Source organism: Simiduia litorea (genome assembly GCF_042853465.1).
Classification (GTDB): domain Bacteria; phylum Pseudomonadota; class Gammaproteobacteria; order Pseudomonadales; family Cellvibrionaceae; genus Simiduia; species Simiduia litorea.
In genome coordinates, this window is the sequence record NZ_AP031497.1 from 1792670 (window position 1) to 1807988 (window position 15319).

Consider the following 15319-nt stretch of genomic DNA (forward strand, 5'->3'; position numbering starts at 1 on the left):
CGCTTCATCGCATCGGGCTGACAGGGTTTTACCGCCTAATCGCGATGTTCGTTGAATTGTAGTTCGGCCAAACGCTTGTACAGCGGCGATTGTTGCAAAAGCTCTTTGTGGGTGCCGGTGGCCACCACTTGGCCTTGGTCCATCACCACAATGCGATCGGCATGTAATACCGTGGCTAGTCGGTGGGCGATGATGAGGGTGGTGCGGTTTTGCATCAGTTTATCGAGGGCATCTTGGACGTTGCGCTCGCTCTCTGTGTCGAGCGCGCTGGTGGCTTCGTCGAGCAACAGAATACCCGGATTTTTCAGAATGGCGCGCGCAATGGCCACCCGTTGGCGCTGACCGCCCGACAGTCGAACACCTTGTTCGCCTAGGTTACTGCCATAGCCATCGGGCAGCTTGGTGATGAAGTCGTGGGCATAGGCGCCTTCGCTGGCGGCGCGTATTTCTGCTTCGCTGGCATCCGGGTTGCCGTAGGCGATGTTGTAGCGCACGTCGGCGGTAAACAGGGCGGGTTGCTGGGGCACCAATGCCATGTGTTTGCGCAAGGCATTGGGTGTGAGCTGGCGTATATCGGTGTCTGCCAAGCGAATCTGACCGCTCTGCGGGTCGTAAAAGCGCAGCAGCATTTCAAATACCGTGGATTTACCGGCGCCGGAAGGTCCCACTAAGGCAATGATTTCGCCCGCCTTAATGTCGAGTGAGAAGTCTTTCAGCGCGAATACATCGGGCCGCGAGGGGTAGCTAAAGCTCACTTGCTCGAAGCAAATGGCCGGCGGTTGCTCGGCAATAGTCACGGGCTCGGCCGGTGCGGTGATTAACGACGGCGCTGAGAGCAGCTCCAATAACCGCTCGGTGGCGCCAGCAGCTCGCTGTAAGTCGCCATAGACCTCCGAGATGGTAGCGACTGCCGAGGCCACCATGATGGCGTAAAACACGAATGCGCCCAGCTCACCGCCGGTCATCCGGCCTTCCAATACATCGGTACCGCCGACCCAGAGCATGGTTGATAAGGCGCCAAACACCATGACAATCACGGCGGCGATTAACACTGAGCGCTGTATAACCCGCGATTTGGCAATGTTAAACGCGGTTTCTACTTCGCGGGCGAAGGCCTTTTGTTCGGTTTCTTCGCGCGTGTAGCTCTGCACGGTTTTAATTTGGCGAATGATTTCACCCGCGTAGGTGCCCACGTCGGCAATAGAATCTTGGCTTTGGCGCGAGAGCGTGCGCACTTTTCGGCCGAAATAGAGCAGCGGCACAATGACCAAGGGCACGCAGAGCATCACCATGGCGGTGAGTTTTAAGTTGGTGATCAGCAATAAGATGAGCGCACCGGTAAAGGTGAGGCTGGAGCGCAGAGCCATCGACAGGGATGAGCCGATAATCGTTTGTAGCAGTGTGGTATCGGTGGTGAGGCGGGACATGATCTCGCCACTTTTGTTGGTTTCAAAGTAGCTCGGGTGCAAGTGCACTAGGTGGTCGAATACGTTGGTGCGAATGTCGGCGGTGACGCGCTCGCCCAGCCAGGAAACCAAATAAAAGCGTGCAAAGGTGCCAATGGCCATAAGGGCGGTAATGGCGAAGATGAACATCACGGCTTGGTTCAGCTGGGCAGCAGAGGCACCCACAAAGCCTTCATCGATTAACAACTTAACGCCTTGGCCCAGCACTAGGGTTGTACCAGCGGTAAATACCAGTGCAATGGCAGCGCCTATTAAGGTCCAGCCATAGGGTTTTAGAAAGGGCCAAAGATCCAACAGGATGCTGAGGTCTTTTTTGGTTTTTGGCTTCTCTGGGGCTAGGTCTCGCTTTGTTTCCGCGCCGGTGCTCTCAGTCTCGGTGTCGGTTGTATCTGATATTACATCGTCAATGGGGCTGGCGTCCGGCGTTGTGCTGGTCATAGCGATACCTTGGAGGGATGGGCCGCGCTGGCGCTAAAGGCCAACACCTCTGTGCTGCTTAACTACCAAGATGGAGGCCAATTGCGTAATTACAAGGCGATGTGTTGCGCCTAGCGGATTGTTTCACCGGCGCTGAGCTGTGCCCGTAACGCCGGTATCTCGCTAAAAAACGCCGCGTCTAATTGCGCTTCTTCGCGCAAGGTTTTAATGCGGTTGAAAAACACCTGAGCGCCGGGGTAATGGCGTTTTAGGTGTGCGAGCCATTGTTTCAGTCGGTCGCCGAGGTACTTTTTCGGGAATAGGCTCTTGCCTGCTTGATAGTGCCCGAACAAAAGCTGCAGCACTTGTGGCCAGGTTAAGGGCTGGTAGGTTAGGTGATTGACATGGGCTTTAATTTGCGCGGCGAGGTCTGGGCAAGACAAGAGGCCGCGGCCGAGCATCACGTCTTCGCAGCCACTTTCGGCCCGGGCGCGCAGGTAGTCGGCAACAGACCAGATATCGCCGTTTACCACCACGGGAATAGCCAGTGCGGCATTGATGTGGCCGACACAGTCCCAGTAAGCCGGTGGCTTATAGCCGTCCACTTTGCTTCGCGCGTGTACGGTAAGCCGGTTGGCGCCGGCGTCAGCGGCCGCTTGGGCAATCTCAAGATATCGGCTGCGGTCGTTAAAGCCCAAGCGAATTTTGGCGCTTACCGGGGTCGTCTCAGGGACGGCCGCGCGCATGGCCTTTACGATGTTGTAAATACGCTCGGGGGTTTGTAGTAAACAGGCGCCGCCGTCGTGCCGATTGACGGTTTTTGCCGGGCAGCCAAAATTAATGTCGATAGCAGCCGCGCCCATGCTTGCGGCACGGGCGCCACTAAAAGCCAGTAACTCCGGGTTGCCACCGAGTAATTGCACCGCTACGGGTGTGCCGCTGGGGGTGCGCGCTATCTGATTGGGTGCTAGGTTTAACAACTCTGGGCACAAGCGGGTGAAGACCCTCGGTGGTAGGCGTGTGTCGGTGACGCGAATAAATTCCGTTACACAGCTATCAATGCCCCCTAAGCTAGTGAGAAGATCTCGGAGTTGGTAATCCACAACGCCTTCCATGGGTGCAAGTACAATAAGCGGCATGAGTTCTCGTCGATAGCAATGAGGCGGGCTGGCATCTTATCTAAACTTGCCTGTGGCGCCAAAAGTTACTGTTCATTTCGTCGTTTTGGCTCAATTTGGTTTCCCTTGTTACGGAACTTTGAAGATTCGGTAGAAATTTGGTCAAATGGCCCCCGCTCAGCAGCGTTGAGTTGCGCAAGTTACCACTTATAGAGACACAAGCATGCAAGAAGAGATTATTCAGCAAGGCGTCGATCTCATGCTTTACGGCATGGGCACCGTTTTCACGTTTCTGACCTTGTTGGTCATCATCACGGGTATTATGTCGGGTTTGGTGACGCGCTTTTTCCCGGAGGCGGAAAAGCCTGTGGCGCCAGCACCAGTACCTGTTGGTCAAGTTGATGCACGCACCTTAGCGGTTATCAAGGCTGCTATCGAGCAACACCGCAAGCGTTAACACTGTTGTTTTAGCAATACCTTCTGCCTCTGGCCCTTGGCGCCGAGCAGAAACTTCGGGCTGATCTAGCCGCTGAAGCTAGACGCTACGTACACATTACTTAAAGGGTTTTCCCATGACAGCCAGTAACAAAAAGCTTGGCATTACCGATGTGGTTCTGCGCGATGCGCACCAATCGCTGTTTGCCACCCGTCTCCGTATTGACGACATGCTGCCTATTGCAGCGAAGCTCGACCAAGTCGGCTTTTGGTCGTTAGAAACCTGGGGTGGTGCAACCTTTGACGCTTGTATTCGTTACTTAGGCGAAGATCCATGGGATCGCCTGCGCGAATTGAAAAAGGCTATGCCTAATACGCCGCAGCAAATGTTGTTCCGCGGCCAAAACATTCTCGGCTACCGTCACTATGCTGACGATGTGGTGGAGAAATTTGTCGAGCGCGCCGCACACAATGGTATGGACGTGTTCCGCGTGTTCGACGCCATGAACGATGTGCGCAATTTGCAAACGGCACTGCGGGCTGTGAAGAATGTTGGCAAGCATGCACAGGGCACCATTTCTTATACCGTAAGCCCAGTGCACACCTTAGCGATGTGGGTGGACATGGGGCGCAAGCTACAAGATATGGGGGCCGACTCCATTGCCATCAAAGATATGGCCGGTTTGCTTCGCCCTTATGAAGGCTACGAGCTGGTTAAACAATTGAAAGCCGCTTGCGACATTCCTGTGCATTTGCATTGTCACGCCACCACCGGGCTTTCTACAGCGACAATTTTGAAGTGCGTCGAGGCGGGTATCGATAACGTCGATACGGCCATCTCTTCGATGTCGATGACCTACGGCCACAGCCCAACGGAATCGGTCGTGGCGATTCTAGAGGGCACCGGCAGAGATACCGGCCTGGACATTAACCTGCTGGAAGATATTTCGAGTTACTTCCGCGAGGTGCGGAAAAAGTATGCCAAGTTTGAAGGTTCACTGCGCGGTGTCGACAGCCGAATTTTAGTGGCGCAAGTCCCCGGTGGCATGCTTACTAATATGGAAAGTCAGCTGCGCGATCAGGGCGCTATTGATAAGTTTGATCAAGTGCTGGCCGAAATTCCCAAGGTGCGCGAAGACTTAGGTTTTCTACCGCTGGTAACGCCCACGTCGCAAATTGTTGGCACCCAGGCGGTGTTAAACATCTTAACTGGCGAGCGCTACAAGTCGATTTCGAAAGAAACGCAGGGCGTCTTAAAAGGTGAATACGGTGCAACGCCGGCGCCGGTCAATAAAGAATTGCAAGCGCGCGTGCTCGATGGTGGCGCAGCCATTACTTGTCGTCCAGCGGACTTGATTAAACCGGAGATGGACAAGCTGGTCGCCGAGTTGCGCGACATTGCCAAAGAGAAGGGTATTGCGCTCGCTCAGGGCGATAACGAAGTTGACGACGTTTTAACTTACGCGCTGTTTACGCAGATTGGCCTGAAATTTTTACAAAATCGCGGCGACGCATCGGCCTTTGAACCTGCACCAACGGGCAAAGAAAGTACCGTGGTTAGCAATGACAAAGGCGAAGAAATTTACACCGTGACGGTGGAAGGTAAGCAGTACACGGTGAGCGTGGCTAACGGCGGCGATATCACTGGTATTGCAGCGCCAGGTGCCGGCGCTGCCGCGCCCGCTACCGGTGCGCCAGTATCTGGCGGCGAACCAGTGCCTGCGCCTTTGGCCGGTAATATTTTCCGCGTATTGGTCAAGCCCGGGCAGCAAGTGCAAGAGGGCACGGTGATTATTATTTTGGAAGCCATGAAAATGGAAACCGAAATCAGTGCGCCCAAGGCCGGTGTTATTGGTGACATTCAAGTCAAAGAGGGCGACTCAGTTGCCGTCGGCGATAACTTGTTAAGTATCGCTTAGGAGCATTGAGTCGTGGATGGAATACTAACGCTCTGGCGTGATTCGGGTGTCTACCATATGCAATCAGGTCAATTGATCATGATTGCCGTAGGTGTGATGTTGTTGTTTTTAGCGGTGCGCAAAGGTTTTGAACCGCTGCTGCTGGTGCCCATTGGTTTCGGTGGCATTCTGGCCAACATTCCCGGTGCGGGCCTAGCCATGTCGGCGGTGGAAAACGCAATCTATTTTGCCAAGCCAGAAGTCATGGCCGGCATTGCGCAAGTGATGGGTGTGGTTTATGAGTCGCCGCATCAGTTGCTCGAAGCTTACCACCAGGCTGGCGCTGCGGCTCACGTAGCGGCTATTCAGGTGGCCAACGATGCTAACTATTTTGATGGCATGTTGTATATGTTTTACAACGTTTCCATTGCCAGCGGTGTTGCGCCTTTGCTGATTTTTATGGGAGTGGGGGCGATGACAGATTTTGGTCCGCTCCTAGCAAACCCGCGCACGTTGTTTTTAGGTGCGGCAGCACAGTTTGGCATTTTCGCCACGGTGTTAGGCGCGGTGGGATTGTCGGCCTTGGGGGTGATGGACTTCACCATTCAGGAGGCTGCCGCTATCGGTATTATCGGTGGCGCTGATGGCCCTACAGCGATTTATGTGACCAGTATGTTAGCACCGGATTTGTTGGGTGCTATTGCGGTGGCAGCCTATTCCTATATGGCGCTGGTTCCCTTAATTCAGCCTCCGATCATGCGCGCGTTAACCACGGTGGAAGAACGCAAAATTAAGATGGTGCAATTGCGCGCGGTGTCCCGTCGCGAGAAAATTGTTTTTCCCATTGCATTGGTAATACTGGTGGCATTGCTGTTGCCATCGGCGGCGCCTTTGTTGGGCATGTTCTGTTTGGGTAATCTGATGCGCGAGTGCGGCGTGGTCGAGCGCCTAAGCGATACAGCGCAAAATGCCTTGATTAACATCGTGACCATATTCTTGGGTTTGTCCGTTGGTTCTAAGCTCGCGGCGGATAAATTCTTAGATCCAAAAACTATGGGCATTTTAATCCTCGGTATTATTGCATTCTGTATCGGTACCGCTGCGGGCGTGCTGATGGCGAAGTTGATGAATCGCTTTAGTAAGATGCCAATCAACCCATTGATTGGTTCGGCCGGCGTTTCTGCAGTGCCTATGGCGGCGAGGGTTTCCAACAAAATTGGTTTAGAGGCGAACCCACAAAACTTCTTGCTGATGCATGCGATGGGCCCAAATGTGGCCGGCGTTATTGGTTCAGCCGTTGCTGCGGGGGTTATGATCTCGATGGTTTCAGGGATGTAGCTGGATCGAAGAAGGTCAGGGTTTGCACTGAGCCAACATAAAAAAGCCCGCATTAGCGGGCTTTTTTATGTCTATAAACCTGATCGGGTGCTTCGAAAATCAGTGCTCCTCTCGGGCGAATGCCAGAGAAAAAGCCTTCGGGCCAACGTTGACAGCAGCCGTTGCCGACATCATCGACAGCATGGTTTTTACGCCTTTTTGTTTAGCGAAGGCTCTGAATGCTACAAGGTCGGGGTTGCTCTGGATGTCTTCCAATAGTCCGCCATAGCTCATCACGATGGTGTCAGTGGCTAAGCCAGATAGAATTGAGCTCTTTGCGTGTTCGAAGAGATCCTTGAGTGCACCTTGGTAGCCCTTACTCTTTTTAAAAGCGTGGGTTTCGCCGTTGTGTAGCTCGATCACTGGGTTAATACCAAAGGTTTCCGCGAGCTTGTAGGAAAGCCAGCTGATTTTATGGTCGCCTTTGCGCAGGTTGCGGCGCTCGCGCATATAAGAAAGGTCGAAGGGCACTATGTAGCCGTAGACCTTGTCGCGCAAGGTGTTGATACGGGCGATGGCTTTAGCTTGTGTTTCGCGCTTTTCATGAATGAGTTTGGCAAATTCGGCAACCAATACCGCGTGACCGCTAAACATCGAGTAGCTGTCTAGCATGCGAATACGGAAGGGCGTTGGGCGCTGGCTTTTATCGCGAAACTTGGGTTCGTTAATCATCGCCGCTTCAGTGACACGATTATAGACTTGGCTTTTGCGACTGTTGATGGTGATCACGTTGACGCGATCGTACTTGGGCAAAAAGTGCTTTTCAAAAATCTGCGTGACATCGTCAACAGAAAGAGGCTCTGATTGCGCCGTGTTGTAGCGGCTGCGCGAGTGGTCACGGTAAAAGTCTGCCATCGCTATGGTGTTGCGGTCATCTTGGTAGGTGCCGTCGGCGTGATGGATATAAATCGGCAAAATTTCTATGCCGTGTTTGCAAATAAACTCTGGCGATAAATCACAACTTGAGTCAACTGCAATTCCGATGCGGTTAGAGCTTGAATTTTCCATGACAACCTCGCTTTCCATAATATGATGTCACTATAGAATTAAAGGCTGGGTAGCGGTATCAGCGCTTTCATCGATTTTCTGACAGGAAAACACAGCAGTGTTTGTACGTTTTGGCTTACAGACGTGTCGTCAATAACAGCATTGATGGTTATTGAGCCCTTTCGTGCAGGCAAATTTCTAAGGTAGCTAAGCCCGAGCTGGCTATTAATTGCTGACTGAAAACGGGGCCTTGGGCCAAATGTTCGATCTTGTGATTTAAACCGGAGACGGTGGTGGGGCGGCTCAAGTCTAAATTGATGCCGATATCCACTAAGCCAGGCTTTGCCGCGCCGGTTACCATGTTGGTGATTTCGCCCACAAGATCGCACAACTCATCATCGAGGTTTAGGTGTTCTTCGCCCAGCATTCGTTGAAAAATGTCGAGAATCAGCTCGCGCGAAAAGCTAATAGCCATGCTGCCGGACATGGAGTCGCTATCCAGTGCAATCAGGCCTGATACGGCGCCACTGGCGATGGCATTACTCTTTACGGATTTAGGGCCTGGATTGGTTTCCAATTGCGCCATGGTTAAAAGCACTTGCTCGAGTGCGTTGTAAAATGGCTGAATCAACGTACTATTCATTCACGCAGAACCACTTATCAGCTGACAGGTTGATCCAGTATAGGAATGATTAGGCCCGATACGCGGTTGCACAGGGGATTTTTCACAGAACAATAAGTTCTATAGACTAAAGCTAGATATAGCATTTTTAAGAGGGATAGGGATTATGTACTTCAATAAAGCGGTAACGTTCATCGCCTGTTTGGCTGCGGTGTTTATGAGTGCGCAAGTCCAAGCGCACGATAAAGGTCCAGAGGTGACGATTGATGCGGTTCCAGTGGCTGATGGTATTTTTATGCTAACGGGGTCGGGCGGTAATTTAGGCCTTAGTGTGGGCGAGGATGGTGCTTTTTTAATCGACGATCAATTTGCACCTTTAACTGAGCAGATCCAAGCTAAAATTGCGACCTTGTCAGATAAACCGGTTAAGTTTTTGATTAATACCCATTGGCATTTTGATCACACAGGTGGCAATGAGAATTTTGCCAGGCGCGATGCCATTATCGTTGCTCATCACAATGTGCGCACCCGCCTCGAAGCTGGTGGTGTGATTGAAGCGTTTAAAAAGGAAGTTCCGCCCGCGCCGCGTGTTGCGCTACCAGTAATCACTTTTGAAGAGTCTTTGAGTTTCCACTTTAATGGCGAAACCATTAACGTGGAACACCCAAAAGCAGCCCATACCGACGGCGACGCCATTGTGTTTTTTGACAAGGCTAACGTGGTTCACATGGGCGATACCTATTTTAATGGCTTCTATCCTTTTATTGATGCGAGCAGTGGCGGCAACGTATTGGGCGTTATTCAGGCTGTCGATAATGTGCTTAAAAAAATTGATGCCAAAACTAAAATTATTCCTGGCCATGGTAAGTTAAGTAATAAAGCGGAATTGCAGGCCTACCATGATATGTTGTCGACCGTTTATGCCGATGTGAAAAAGCTGAAGGCAAAGGGCTTATCTGTGGAAGCGGTAGTTGCGGCTAAGCCTACGGCTAAGTTTGACGCCAAGTGGGGTGCCGGCTTTCTGGCCCCTGACGTTTGGGTAGCCTTGGTGTATGGGGCTATTTAATGCGTATTTTTGAAACGAAAACAGCGCCCAATGCCCGCCGAGTGCGCATGTTTTTGGCGGAGAAACGGCTGTTACCCGACGTTGAATTTGTCCAGGTTGATATTCAATCCGGCGAAAATTTAACTGACGCTTATAAACAAAAAAATGTCACCACAAAAATCCCAGTGCTCGAGCTAGACGACGGCACCTATATCGGCGAGTCGATGGCTATTTGTCGTTATTTTGAAGCGCTGCACCCAGAGCCCTGTCTGTTTGGGCAGACGCCCAAACAGCAGGCCACGATTGAGATGTGGCAGCGCCGTGCGGAGTTTCATTTGTTGTTGCCAGTAGGCATGTGTTTTCAGCATACCACCGGCTACTTCAAGGACCGAATGAAACCCGTGGCGGAATATGGCGAAGACTGTGGTCGTCAAGCCTTGGCGTTTATGGAGAGCTTGAATGGACACTTGGCCAGTTCGGCGTATCTTGCTGGTGATCAGTTTTCTGTAGCTGATATCACGGCCTTATGCGCCGTGGATTTTGCCCGTGTGGTGAAGTTACGGCCGGCGCCTGAATGGCAGCATCTGCAGCGTTGGTATCAAGCTGTAAGTGCGCGCCCGAGTGCCAGCTGCTAGCTAAGCCGGTTCAACGTTGACCACCCGGCGGCAGTTGTTCTCGTCGCTTAAGTGAAAGATCCGCCAGAAGTTGGTTGCTCCGGCCCAAGTCGGTCGACAGGCAAGTTGCTAGTTGACCGCGAGGACTGTCTTGTAACTCTTGAAAGCTGACGCCTTCCATGCTTAATCAACGCCTTAATATTCAGGTTGTTTTAGTTCCAGTTGAGATGCGAATACTGAGCAAGAATGGCCGTGGTGAAATGGATGGGCCGTACGCGATAAGCGTCAGCATGGGTTGGATTTTCATGTCGGTCTTGTGCTGCAACATGCCTATAGTCTGATGCCAATCGAAGATTAAAAGATTGAGCTTTTAGTCGGTGCTGGAGACGCTCGATTTTCGACAGCGCATTATTCTTTTTTACGTCATTAATATACATAGTGATGTGCACCTTAGGTTAGGTGCACGCTCTTGCTTTGTGTGTCGTTATATTGCATTGGCTGATGCTTTTCTAGTAACGCTTTTGTCACTTTATTTCGCGGATTTTTTTATTGGGAAATTCCTAGCGGAAGAGAGTCAGCTACGAAGTTCACAGGTTGCTGGGTAGTGCCTCGCTGGCGCCGAAGAGTTCTTCTGCGGCGGCTTTTAAGTCGCCCTGTTGTGGCGTTAAATCATCGAGTACTCGCAGCAGTAAGTTCTTCAGGTGCAGGAGCTGGTTGTCGATTTGATCGTACATAACACCTACCTCCAACAGCTGTTCTAACTCATCGGGCTTTGGCGAGACGGTCATTTCTATCAGCCATGCTTTGTGCTCTTCTTGCAGTAATCCGGCGCGCACAATCGATATCGCTAGACGGCCTAGCATGGACGCTATTGAACGGTTAAGTGGATGTTTTGTGCTGGTAATTACTTTGCGCGCAAGTGTTCGAATAGCCTCAAAATAGGGTTGAATCTGCTGGTGGCGGTTTAATAGCGCTTGCGCGTCGGCGCCTCGAGTCGGTGGCTGTTGCGGCTTTGGGTATTTTTGAAACAAAATGGCGGTGGCTTTAAAGACGGCTTCAAAGTGCAAATGGTCATTCAGTTTTAGAGCAGCCAATATCATGCGATGTGTATGTTGGTCGTAGCCAGCATAGGCCTTATAGCTGGTCACTATGTCGTCGGCTATGCCGATAATTTGCGAGCTAATACTAAGCTCATCGCCAAATTTTTGATGTGGGTAGCCGGTGCCATCGGTGCGCTCGTGATGATCAATAACGGCCGCGGCCACTTCCTTTGGTAGGTCGGCGACCGAGTCTAAAAATCGCTTCGCAATAATGGGGTGTGCCAGTAGAGAGTGCCATTGGGTGCGGGTAAAATCTTGCTTTTTGTGGGCAAGTTCGTTGGGTATGTAAAGAAATCCACAATCGTGGGTTAATGCCGCCATAAAAATGATTTGCTGCTCTCGCTCCGAGCGCTTCATTTGCATCGCGATGGCAAGGCTTGCCAGCGCGGTAAAGACACTATCGTTGTAGATGTCGTGTAGTCGGTTTGCCAACACCGTTAAGGTTTGCTTTATTAACGGAAATTTACCGTAATAGCTACACATCTTTTTTAGGTTGCTTATATAGTCATCCGAGCCTGTAACGACTTGCAGCCCTGGCACTGTGCTGCCAAATTTCTTCATGTAGTTGAATAGTTTTTCTGCATTGTAAGTTTCGGATAGTTCAATGCTCTGTTCGATTGGCTTGATTAGCTTGTGTTGGATGATTTTTTGCGCGCGTTGCTCACATATATCCTCGCCCTTTTTGAGAATGATCGCGCCCTGTTTATTGCAGATGTCTTCCTTGGCAAGTACCTTTTGGGTTTGATTCAGCTCTACGAGGTGTTGACAGAAAAAGGGGCTGCCATCTTGTTGGCTCGCATCCTGAATGGCCTTTCTTTCGAGTAGATAGTGCGTTGTTGGGTTCATGCGGCGCGCGGGTCCTTTGCTGGTAACGTGAGCCTTTTCCTAGTTATATGGCTATTTCCGGTGATTAGTTTAGTTGATCATTCGCCGTAGAGATGTCTTTGTGCGCAAATACTCGCTGCAAAAGTCATGGCTACCATAACAGTTTTGTTACTGGGGGCCTGATTACACCTGTGGCTTGATCGCACAGAAAGTGTAGCAGGCGAAATCAGGGGGAGGGCTTGTTAGGTGGGAAGTACGTGCGAGAGCTTGACGGTTTGTAGGCTAAAGGTCGAAACGATGTTTTTAACACCGGGGAATTTTAGGATTCTACGCATGCTGATATCGGCGAAGTCGTCGATATTTTTTGCCACCACACGCAGGAGAAAGTCGTAGTCGCCGCTAGTGGCGTAGCACTCCATGATGTTGTCTTCTAATTCAACAGCCCTAAGGAAGGCCTCCGTATCGGGTTCCGAGCGTTGATCGAGAGTGACTTGTACGAAGGCTGTAACGTCTAAGCCGAGTTTGCGTTGGTCGACAATGGCGGCGTAATTGGAGATGACACCGGTGTCTTCAAGTTGCTTTACACGGCGAAAGCAGGGGGATTCTGACAAGCCGACCTTTTGTGCCAGCTCGACATTGCTGGTGCGACCATTTTGCTGCAGAGCCCTGAGGATACGCCTTTCACTTTCACTAAATTTCATGGCGGAATTCGTCACAATCTGTTCGAAAACTGCAATTATACGTGTAATGTTGGCTGAAGTCAGGCGGATTACCAAGGCGGGTTGGTAGTGGTCGAGGGTTTTAACCAATCGCGAAATTGAGCCCTTTGGCTTTAAACTCGCGCAGGTGAATACCAAAGCTGCCATCGACGTGGAGCTGTTTAATTAAGTGGTCTTCACTCAATTCGCCGCGGCCAATGAGGGATAAGTCGATAAACTCTTGTTTACAGGTCTCTTTATTGACGTCAGTGACACAAATTATTTTAGGTAGATGTTTGGCCTGCTCGTTGGTGGCCAAGACTAGCCCAAGCCGACCATTGGCGAGCTCGACAATCGTACCCGGCGGGTAGAGACCAACAAACTTAATAAAGGCTAGTGTGAGCTCGGTATCGAATTGCTGGCCGCGTTGCTCATAAAGAATTTTCAAGGCTTCGGTGGTTGGTCTAGCCGTGGCGTAACAGCGATGACTCGTGATGGCGTCGTAGGTGTCTACAATGGAAATAATTTTTGATAAGTGGGAAATGTCCTCGCCCTTGAGTTTGCGGGGGTAGCCCGTGCCATCGATGCGCTCGTGGTGCGAGTGCGCTGCATCGATAACTTCTTTGGCGATATTTGGGGTTTGTTGCAGTAGATTACGGCCGTGCACAACGTGCGCGGACATGGCTTTAAATTCTTTCGGTGTGAGTTTGCCGGGTTTATTTAGTACGGCTGGCGCGACGCGCATTTTGCCTACATCGTGCAAGAGGCCGGCGGTGCCGACTTTGTAAAGCTCTTGTTCGGGCAGGCCTAGGTGGCGACCAAAGGCTATCGCCAAAATACAGACGTTAAGGCAGTGCTCTGCCGTATATTCGTCTTTATTGCGGATTTTCGACATCCATAGGAGTGCGTCTGGGTTGCGCAATATACTTTGCACGCAATGATGAACGGTGGCGTCGGCGTCGGGAATCCTAATTGGTGGTCCGGAGGCGGCACTGTTTAAAATATTGTGGGCAACGAGTTTGCTCGTGTTGTAAATTCCGCGCGCCTGGCGATGCTCTTCTTCGGCACTGACCGATACAGATTGCGTGGGCACTGTAGTTTTTTTGGCCGGCTCTGCCGAAATGGTTAAAAGCGGGGTAGTTGGGTTGGTGGGAATGGTTTTGGTGGTTACCCAAACATGTTTGCAGTGAGTGCGTAGGGTTTCGATCTGCTCGAGATTCTCAATCTCAAAGCCCTGCAATAGAAATGGCGTGACTAGCCAGTCACAATCAAGATCAGAGACGAACATGCCCAGCCTTAGTTCATCTATGGTTAATTTACTGCTGTTTTTAGGGGGGGTGTTTTGTGTGGGCACTGGGCTCTTCGAAACATTACTTCAGATTCAAGAGCCAGTTTAGCAAGTCGCTGTGAGCAGAGCCATAGGACTTTAGAGGCTTACTCGTATTTGCACAAATAAGCAGTTTCTACCGTGATTTTGACACCAAATTTTAAATTTGCTTCGACTATGAACGTTTCGCCCTCGGCGATGTGCTGCCAACTGTCGCTGCCGGGCATTTTTATGTCCATTGAGCCGCTGACTACGGTCATGTATTCCCGTTGGCTGGTGCCAAACTCATATTCGCCTATGGCCATGACGCCAGTGGTTGCCGGTAGGGTGGCCGTTTGAAAGGCTATGGAAGTAACTTTGCCGTCGAAATAGCTATTAACTTTAAACATTGTGGTTCCTTTTTTGCGCGAGACGGGCATAAAAAAGCCCCGAATACGGGGTATTCAGGGCTTCAAAATATGGCTCCGGTGGCTGGGATCGAACCAGCGACCAACGGATTAACAGTCCGCTGCTCTACCGCTGAGCTACACCGGAAAAACGACTTCCTCTTTGGAAGTGGCGCGTATCTTATTGGCTGATCCCGAAGTGGTCAAGGGATTTTTATAAAAAAATTCATGGGCTTAGCGCACTTGGATAGGGGTTGCGCAGACTGTATAAAGTCTAACCAACTGGGGTAGTGGGTTAGGCTTTAGTGTCTGTGTGGGTTCTTATCTTTTGCTTTTTTTAAGCAGGCTACCCACACTAAGACCGATGAAATCAATGAATCCTTTAATGACAGCTGTTGCCGATAGGGTGAATGAGTGCCAAGCACTCGGCCATTTGAGTTTGCGCGAAAATGATTTGTTGCGCTGGATGCGTACCACAGGTTACCTGGATCCTCGCTGTGAGACGCAGGCTTCGCTCTATCGGGTGCATTTTTTATTGCGCAATGCGTTGTATCAACTAGCGGCGCAAGACGAGAGTTGCGATTGGCAGTTCTCGCCTATTGGTGTCGAGTGGGCACCTAGGTCTGCGGTAAACTCCGAAGACGGAAGGGCGTTAAGCAAACCTGATACGGGTAATTTGGCTCGTTATTATCTCGACATGGCAAACCTTGTGCTTGATGAGGCGGCAGTGGATCAGCTGCTAGACGAGTTTTGGCGCAAGTACCAACAACATTGCGATGACGTACGTGGCGACATCCAGGCGGCGCTGGCACTGTTGGAATTGGAGCGTGTCGAGGATCTTGCGACACTTAAAAGGCAGTACCGGCGCCAGGTAATGGTCAGCCACCCAGATAGAGGCGGTTCAAAAGATCAGATGCAGGCGCTCAATAGCGCTTTTTCCCTGTTAAAGCGTTCGCTGAATTAACATCGCCGCGTCAATCAATAGCCTATGTGTGAGTGTTAGC

General features: G+C 51.1%; 14 protein-coding genes and 1 tRNA gene. 6 read left to right on the forward strand and 9 right to left on the reverse strand.

What is annotated here, in order from left to right; genetic code table 11:
* Positions 1-35: 35 nt before the first annotated feature.
* Positions 36-1904: an ABC transporter transmembrane domain-containing protein gene (locus tag ACGHTT_RS07855; protein WP_390594574.1), complete on the reverse strand. Its 1869-nt coding sequence runs from the start codon at positions 1902-1904 to the stop codon at positions 36-38.
* Positions 1905-2014: 110 nt separating this feature from the next.
* Positions 2015-3022, reverse strand: coding sequence for a tRNA dihydrouridine synthase (locus ACGHTT_RS07860; RefSeq protein ID WP_390594575.1), 1008 nt, complete (start codon positions 3020-3022; stop codon positions 2015-2017).
* Positions 3023-3224: 202 nt separating this feature from the next.
* Here ACGHTT_RS07860 and ACGHTT_RS07865 point away from each other — a divergent pair, with 202 nt between their 5' ends.
* The 3 genes from ACGHTT_RS07865 to ACGHTT_RS07875 all read left to right on the forward strand — a co-directional run bounded on the left by ACGHTT_RS07865 (position 3225) and on the right by ACGHTT_RS07875 (position 6672).
* Positions 3225-3458, forward strand: a complete 234-nt coding sequence (locus tag ACGHTT_RS07865; RefSeq protein WP_390594577.1) for an OadG family protein — start codon at positions 3225-3227, stop codon at positions 3456-3458.
* 115 nt (positions 3459-3573) lie between these two features.
* Entirely contained in the window at positions 3574-5355 is a 1782-nt protein-coding gene (gene oadA, locus ACGHTT_RS07870) for a sodium-extruding oxaloacetate decarboxylase subunit alpha (RefSeq protein WP_390594578.1), read from the forward strand.
* A gap of 57 nt (positions 5356-5412) precedes the next feature.
* Positions 5413-6672, forward strand: coding sequence for a sodium ion-translocating decarboxylase subunit beta (locus ACGHTT_RS07875; protein ID WP_390595001.1), 1260 nt, complete (start codon positions 5413-5415; stop codon positions 6670-6672).
* 99 nt (positions 6673-6771) lie between these two features.
* Here the strand turns inward: ACGHTT_RS07875 and ACGHTT_RS07880 are convergent, their stop codons facing one another.
* Together ACGHTT_RS07880 and ACGHTT_RS07885 are read right to left on the reverse strand one after the other, a co-directional pair.
* Positions 6772-7719, reverse strand: coding sequence for a DegV family protein (locus ACGHTT_RS07880; protein WP_390594579.1), 948 nt, complete (start codon positions 7717-7719; stop codon positions 6772-6774).
* A gap of 148 nt (positions 7720-7867) precedes the next feature.
* A complete protein-coding gene (locus tag ACGHTT_RS07885) occupies positions 7868-8341 on the reverse strand; it encodes a chemotaxis protein CheX (protein ID WP_390594581.1) in 474 nt (157 codons plus the stop codon).
* Between the two features lie 145 nt (positions 8342-8486).
* Between ACGHTT_RS07885 and ACGHTT_RS07890 the strand changes: the two genes are divergently transcribed.
* Both ACGHTT_RS07890 and ACGHTT_RS07895 read left to right on the forward strand, forming a co-directional pair.
* Positions 8487-9386 (forward strand): MBL fold metallo-hydrolase, encoded by a 900-nt coding sequence (locus ACGHTT_RS07890; RefSeq protein ID WP_390594583.1) that lies wholly within the window; start codon positions 8487-8489, stop codon positions 9384-9386.
* Positions 9386-10000, forward strand: coding sequence for a glutathione S-transferase family protein (locus ACGHTT_RS07895; RefSeq protein ID WP_390594584.1), 615 nt, complete (start codon positions 9386-9388; stop codon positions 9998-10000). The genes ACGHTT_RS07890 and ACGHTT_RS07895 overlap by 1 nt, the downstream gene beginning before the upstream one ends.
* Before the next feature lie 566 nt (positions 10001-10566).
* Here ACGHTT_RS07895 and ACGHTT_RS07900 read toward each other — a convergent pair.
* The 5 genes from ACGHTT_RS07900 to ACGHTT_RS07920 form a co-directional block, all read right to left on the reverse strand.
* Positions 10567-11925 (reverse strand): HD-GYP domain-containing protein, encoded by a 1359-nt coding sequence (locus ACGHTT_RS07900; protein WP_390594585.1) that lies wholly within the window; start codon positions 11923-11925, stop codon positions 10567-10569.
* 221 nt (positions 11926-12146) lie between these two features.
* Complete coding sequence (locus ACGHTT_RS07905; protein WP_390594586.1) at positions 12147-12605, reverse strand: Lrp/AsnC family transcriptional regulator; 459 nt, start codon at positions 12603-12605, stop codon at positions 12147-12149.
* Between the two features lie 100 nt (positions 12606-12705).
* Positions 12706-13890 (reverse strand): HD-GYP domain-containing protein, encoded by a 1185-nt coding sequence (locus tag ACGHTT_RS07910; protein WP_390594587.1) that lies wholly within the window; start codon positions 13888-13890, stop codon positions 12706-12708.
* Positions 13891-14036: 146 nt separating this feature from the next.
* Entirely contained in the window at positions 14037-14318 is a 282-nt protein-coding gene (locus ACGHTT_RS07915; protein WP_390594588.1) for a pyrimidine/purine nucleoside phosphorylase, read from the reverse strand.
* A 70-nt stretch (positions 14319-14388) separates the two neighbouring features.
* Positions 14389-14463 (reverse strand) — tRNA-Asn (locus tag ACGHTT_RS07920).
* Positions 14464-14700: 237 nt separating this feature from the next.
* On the opposite strand from ACGHTT_RS07920, the gene ACGHTT_RS07925 reads away from it, so the two are divergent.
* On the forward strand, positions 14701-15279 hold the full coding sequence (locus ACGHTT_RS07925) for a DNA-J related domain-containing protein (protein ID WP_390594589.1): 579 nt from the start codon (positions 14701-14703) through the stop codon (positions 15277-15279).
* Positions 15280-15319 lie beyond the last annotated feature (40 nt).

Bases quoted from the DNA above. Each gene is read 5' to 3' on its own strand.
- ACGHTT_RS07855 (WP_390594574.1), bottom strand. From the start codon at position 1,904: ATGACCAGCACAACGCCGGACGCCAGCCCCATTGACGATGTAATATCA.
- ACGHTT_RS07860 (WP_390594575.1), bottom strand. From the start codon at position 3,022: ATGCCGCTTATTGTACTTGCACCCATGGAAGGCGTTGTGGATTACCAA.
- ACGHTT_RS07865 (WP_390594577.1), top strand. From the start codon at position 3,225: ATGCAAGAAGAGATTATTCAGCAAGGCGTCGATCTCATGCTTTACGGC.
- oadA (WP_390594578.1), top strand. From the start codon at position 3,574: ATGACAGCCAGTAACAAAAAGCTTGGCATTACCGATGTGGTTCTGCGC.
- ACGHTT_RS07875 (WP_390595001.1), top strand. From the start codon at position 5,413: ATGCAATCAGGTCAATTGATCATGATTGCCGTAGGTGTGATGTTGTTG.
- ACGHTT_RS07880 (WP_390594579.1), bottom strand. From the start codon at position 7,719: ATGGAAAATTCAAGCTCTAACCGCATCGGAATTGCAGTTGACTCAAGT.
- ACGHTT_RS07885 (WP_390594581.1), bottom strand. From the start codon at position 8,341: ATGAATAGTACGTTGATTCAGCCATTTTACAACGCACTCGAGCAAGTG.
- ACGHTT_RS07890 (WP_390594583.1), top strand. From the start codon at position 8,487: ATGTACTTCAATAAAGCGGTAACGTTCATCGCCTGTTTGGCTGCGGTG.
- ACGHTT_RS07895 (WP_390594584.1), top strand. From the start codon at position 9,386: ATGCGTATTTTTGAAACGAAAACAGCGCCCAATGCCCGCCGAGTGCGC.
- ACGHTT_RS07900 (WP_390594585.1), bottom strand. From the start codon at position 11,925: ATGAACCCAACAACGCACTATCTACTCGAAAGAAAGGCCATTCAGGAT.
- ACGHTT_RS07905 (WP_390594586.1), bottom strand. From the start codon at position 12,605: ATGAAATTTAGTGAAAGTGAAAGGCGTATCCTCAGGGCTCTGCAGCAA.
- ACGHTT_RS07910 (WP_390594587.1), bottom strand. From the start codon at position 13,890: ATGTTCGTCTCTGATCTTGATTGTGACTGGCTAGTCACGCCATTTCTA.
- ACGHTT_RS07915 (WP_390594588.1), bottom strand. From the start codon at position 14,318: ATGTTTAAAGTTAATAGCTATTTCGACGGCAAAGTTACTTCCATAGCC.
- ACGHTT_RS07925 (WP_390594589.1), top strand. From the start codon at position 14,701: ATGACAGCTGTTGCCGATAGGGTGAATGAGTGCCAAGCACTCGGCCAT.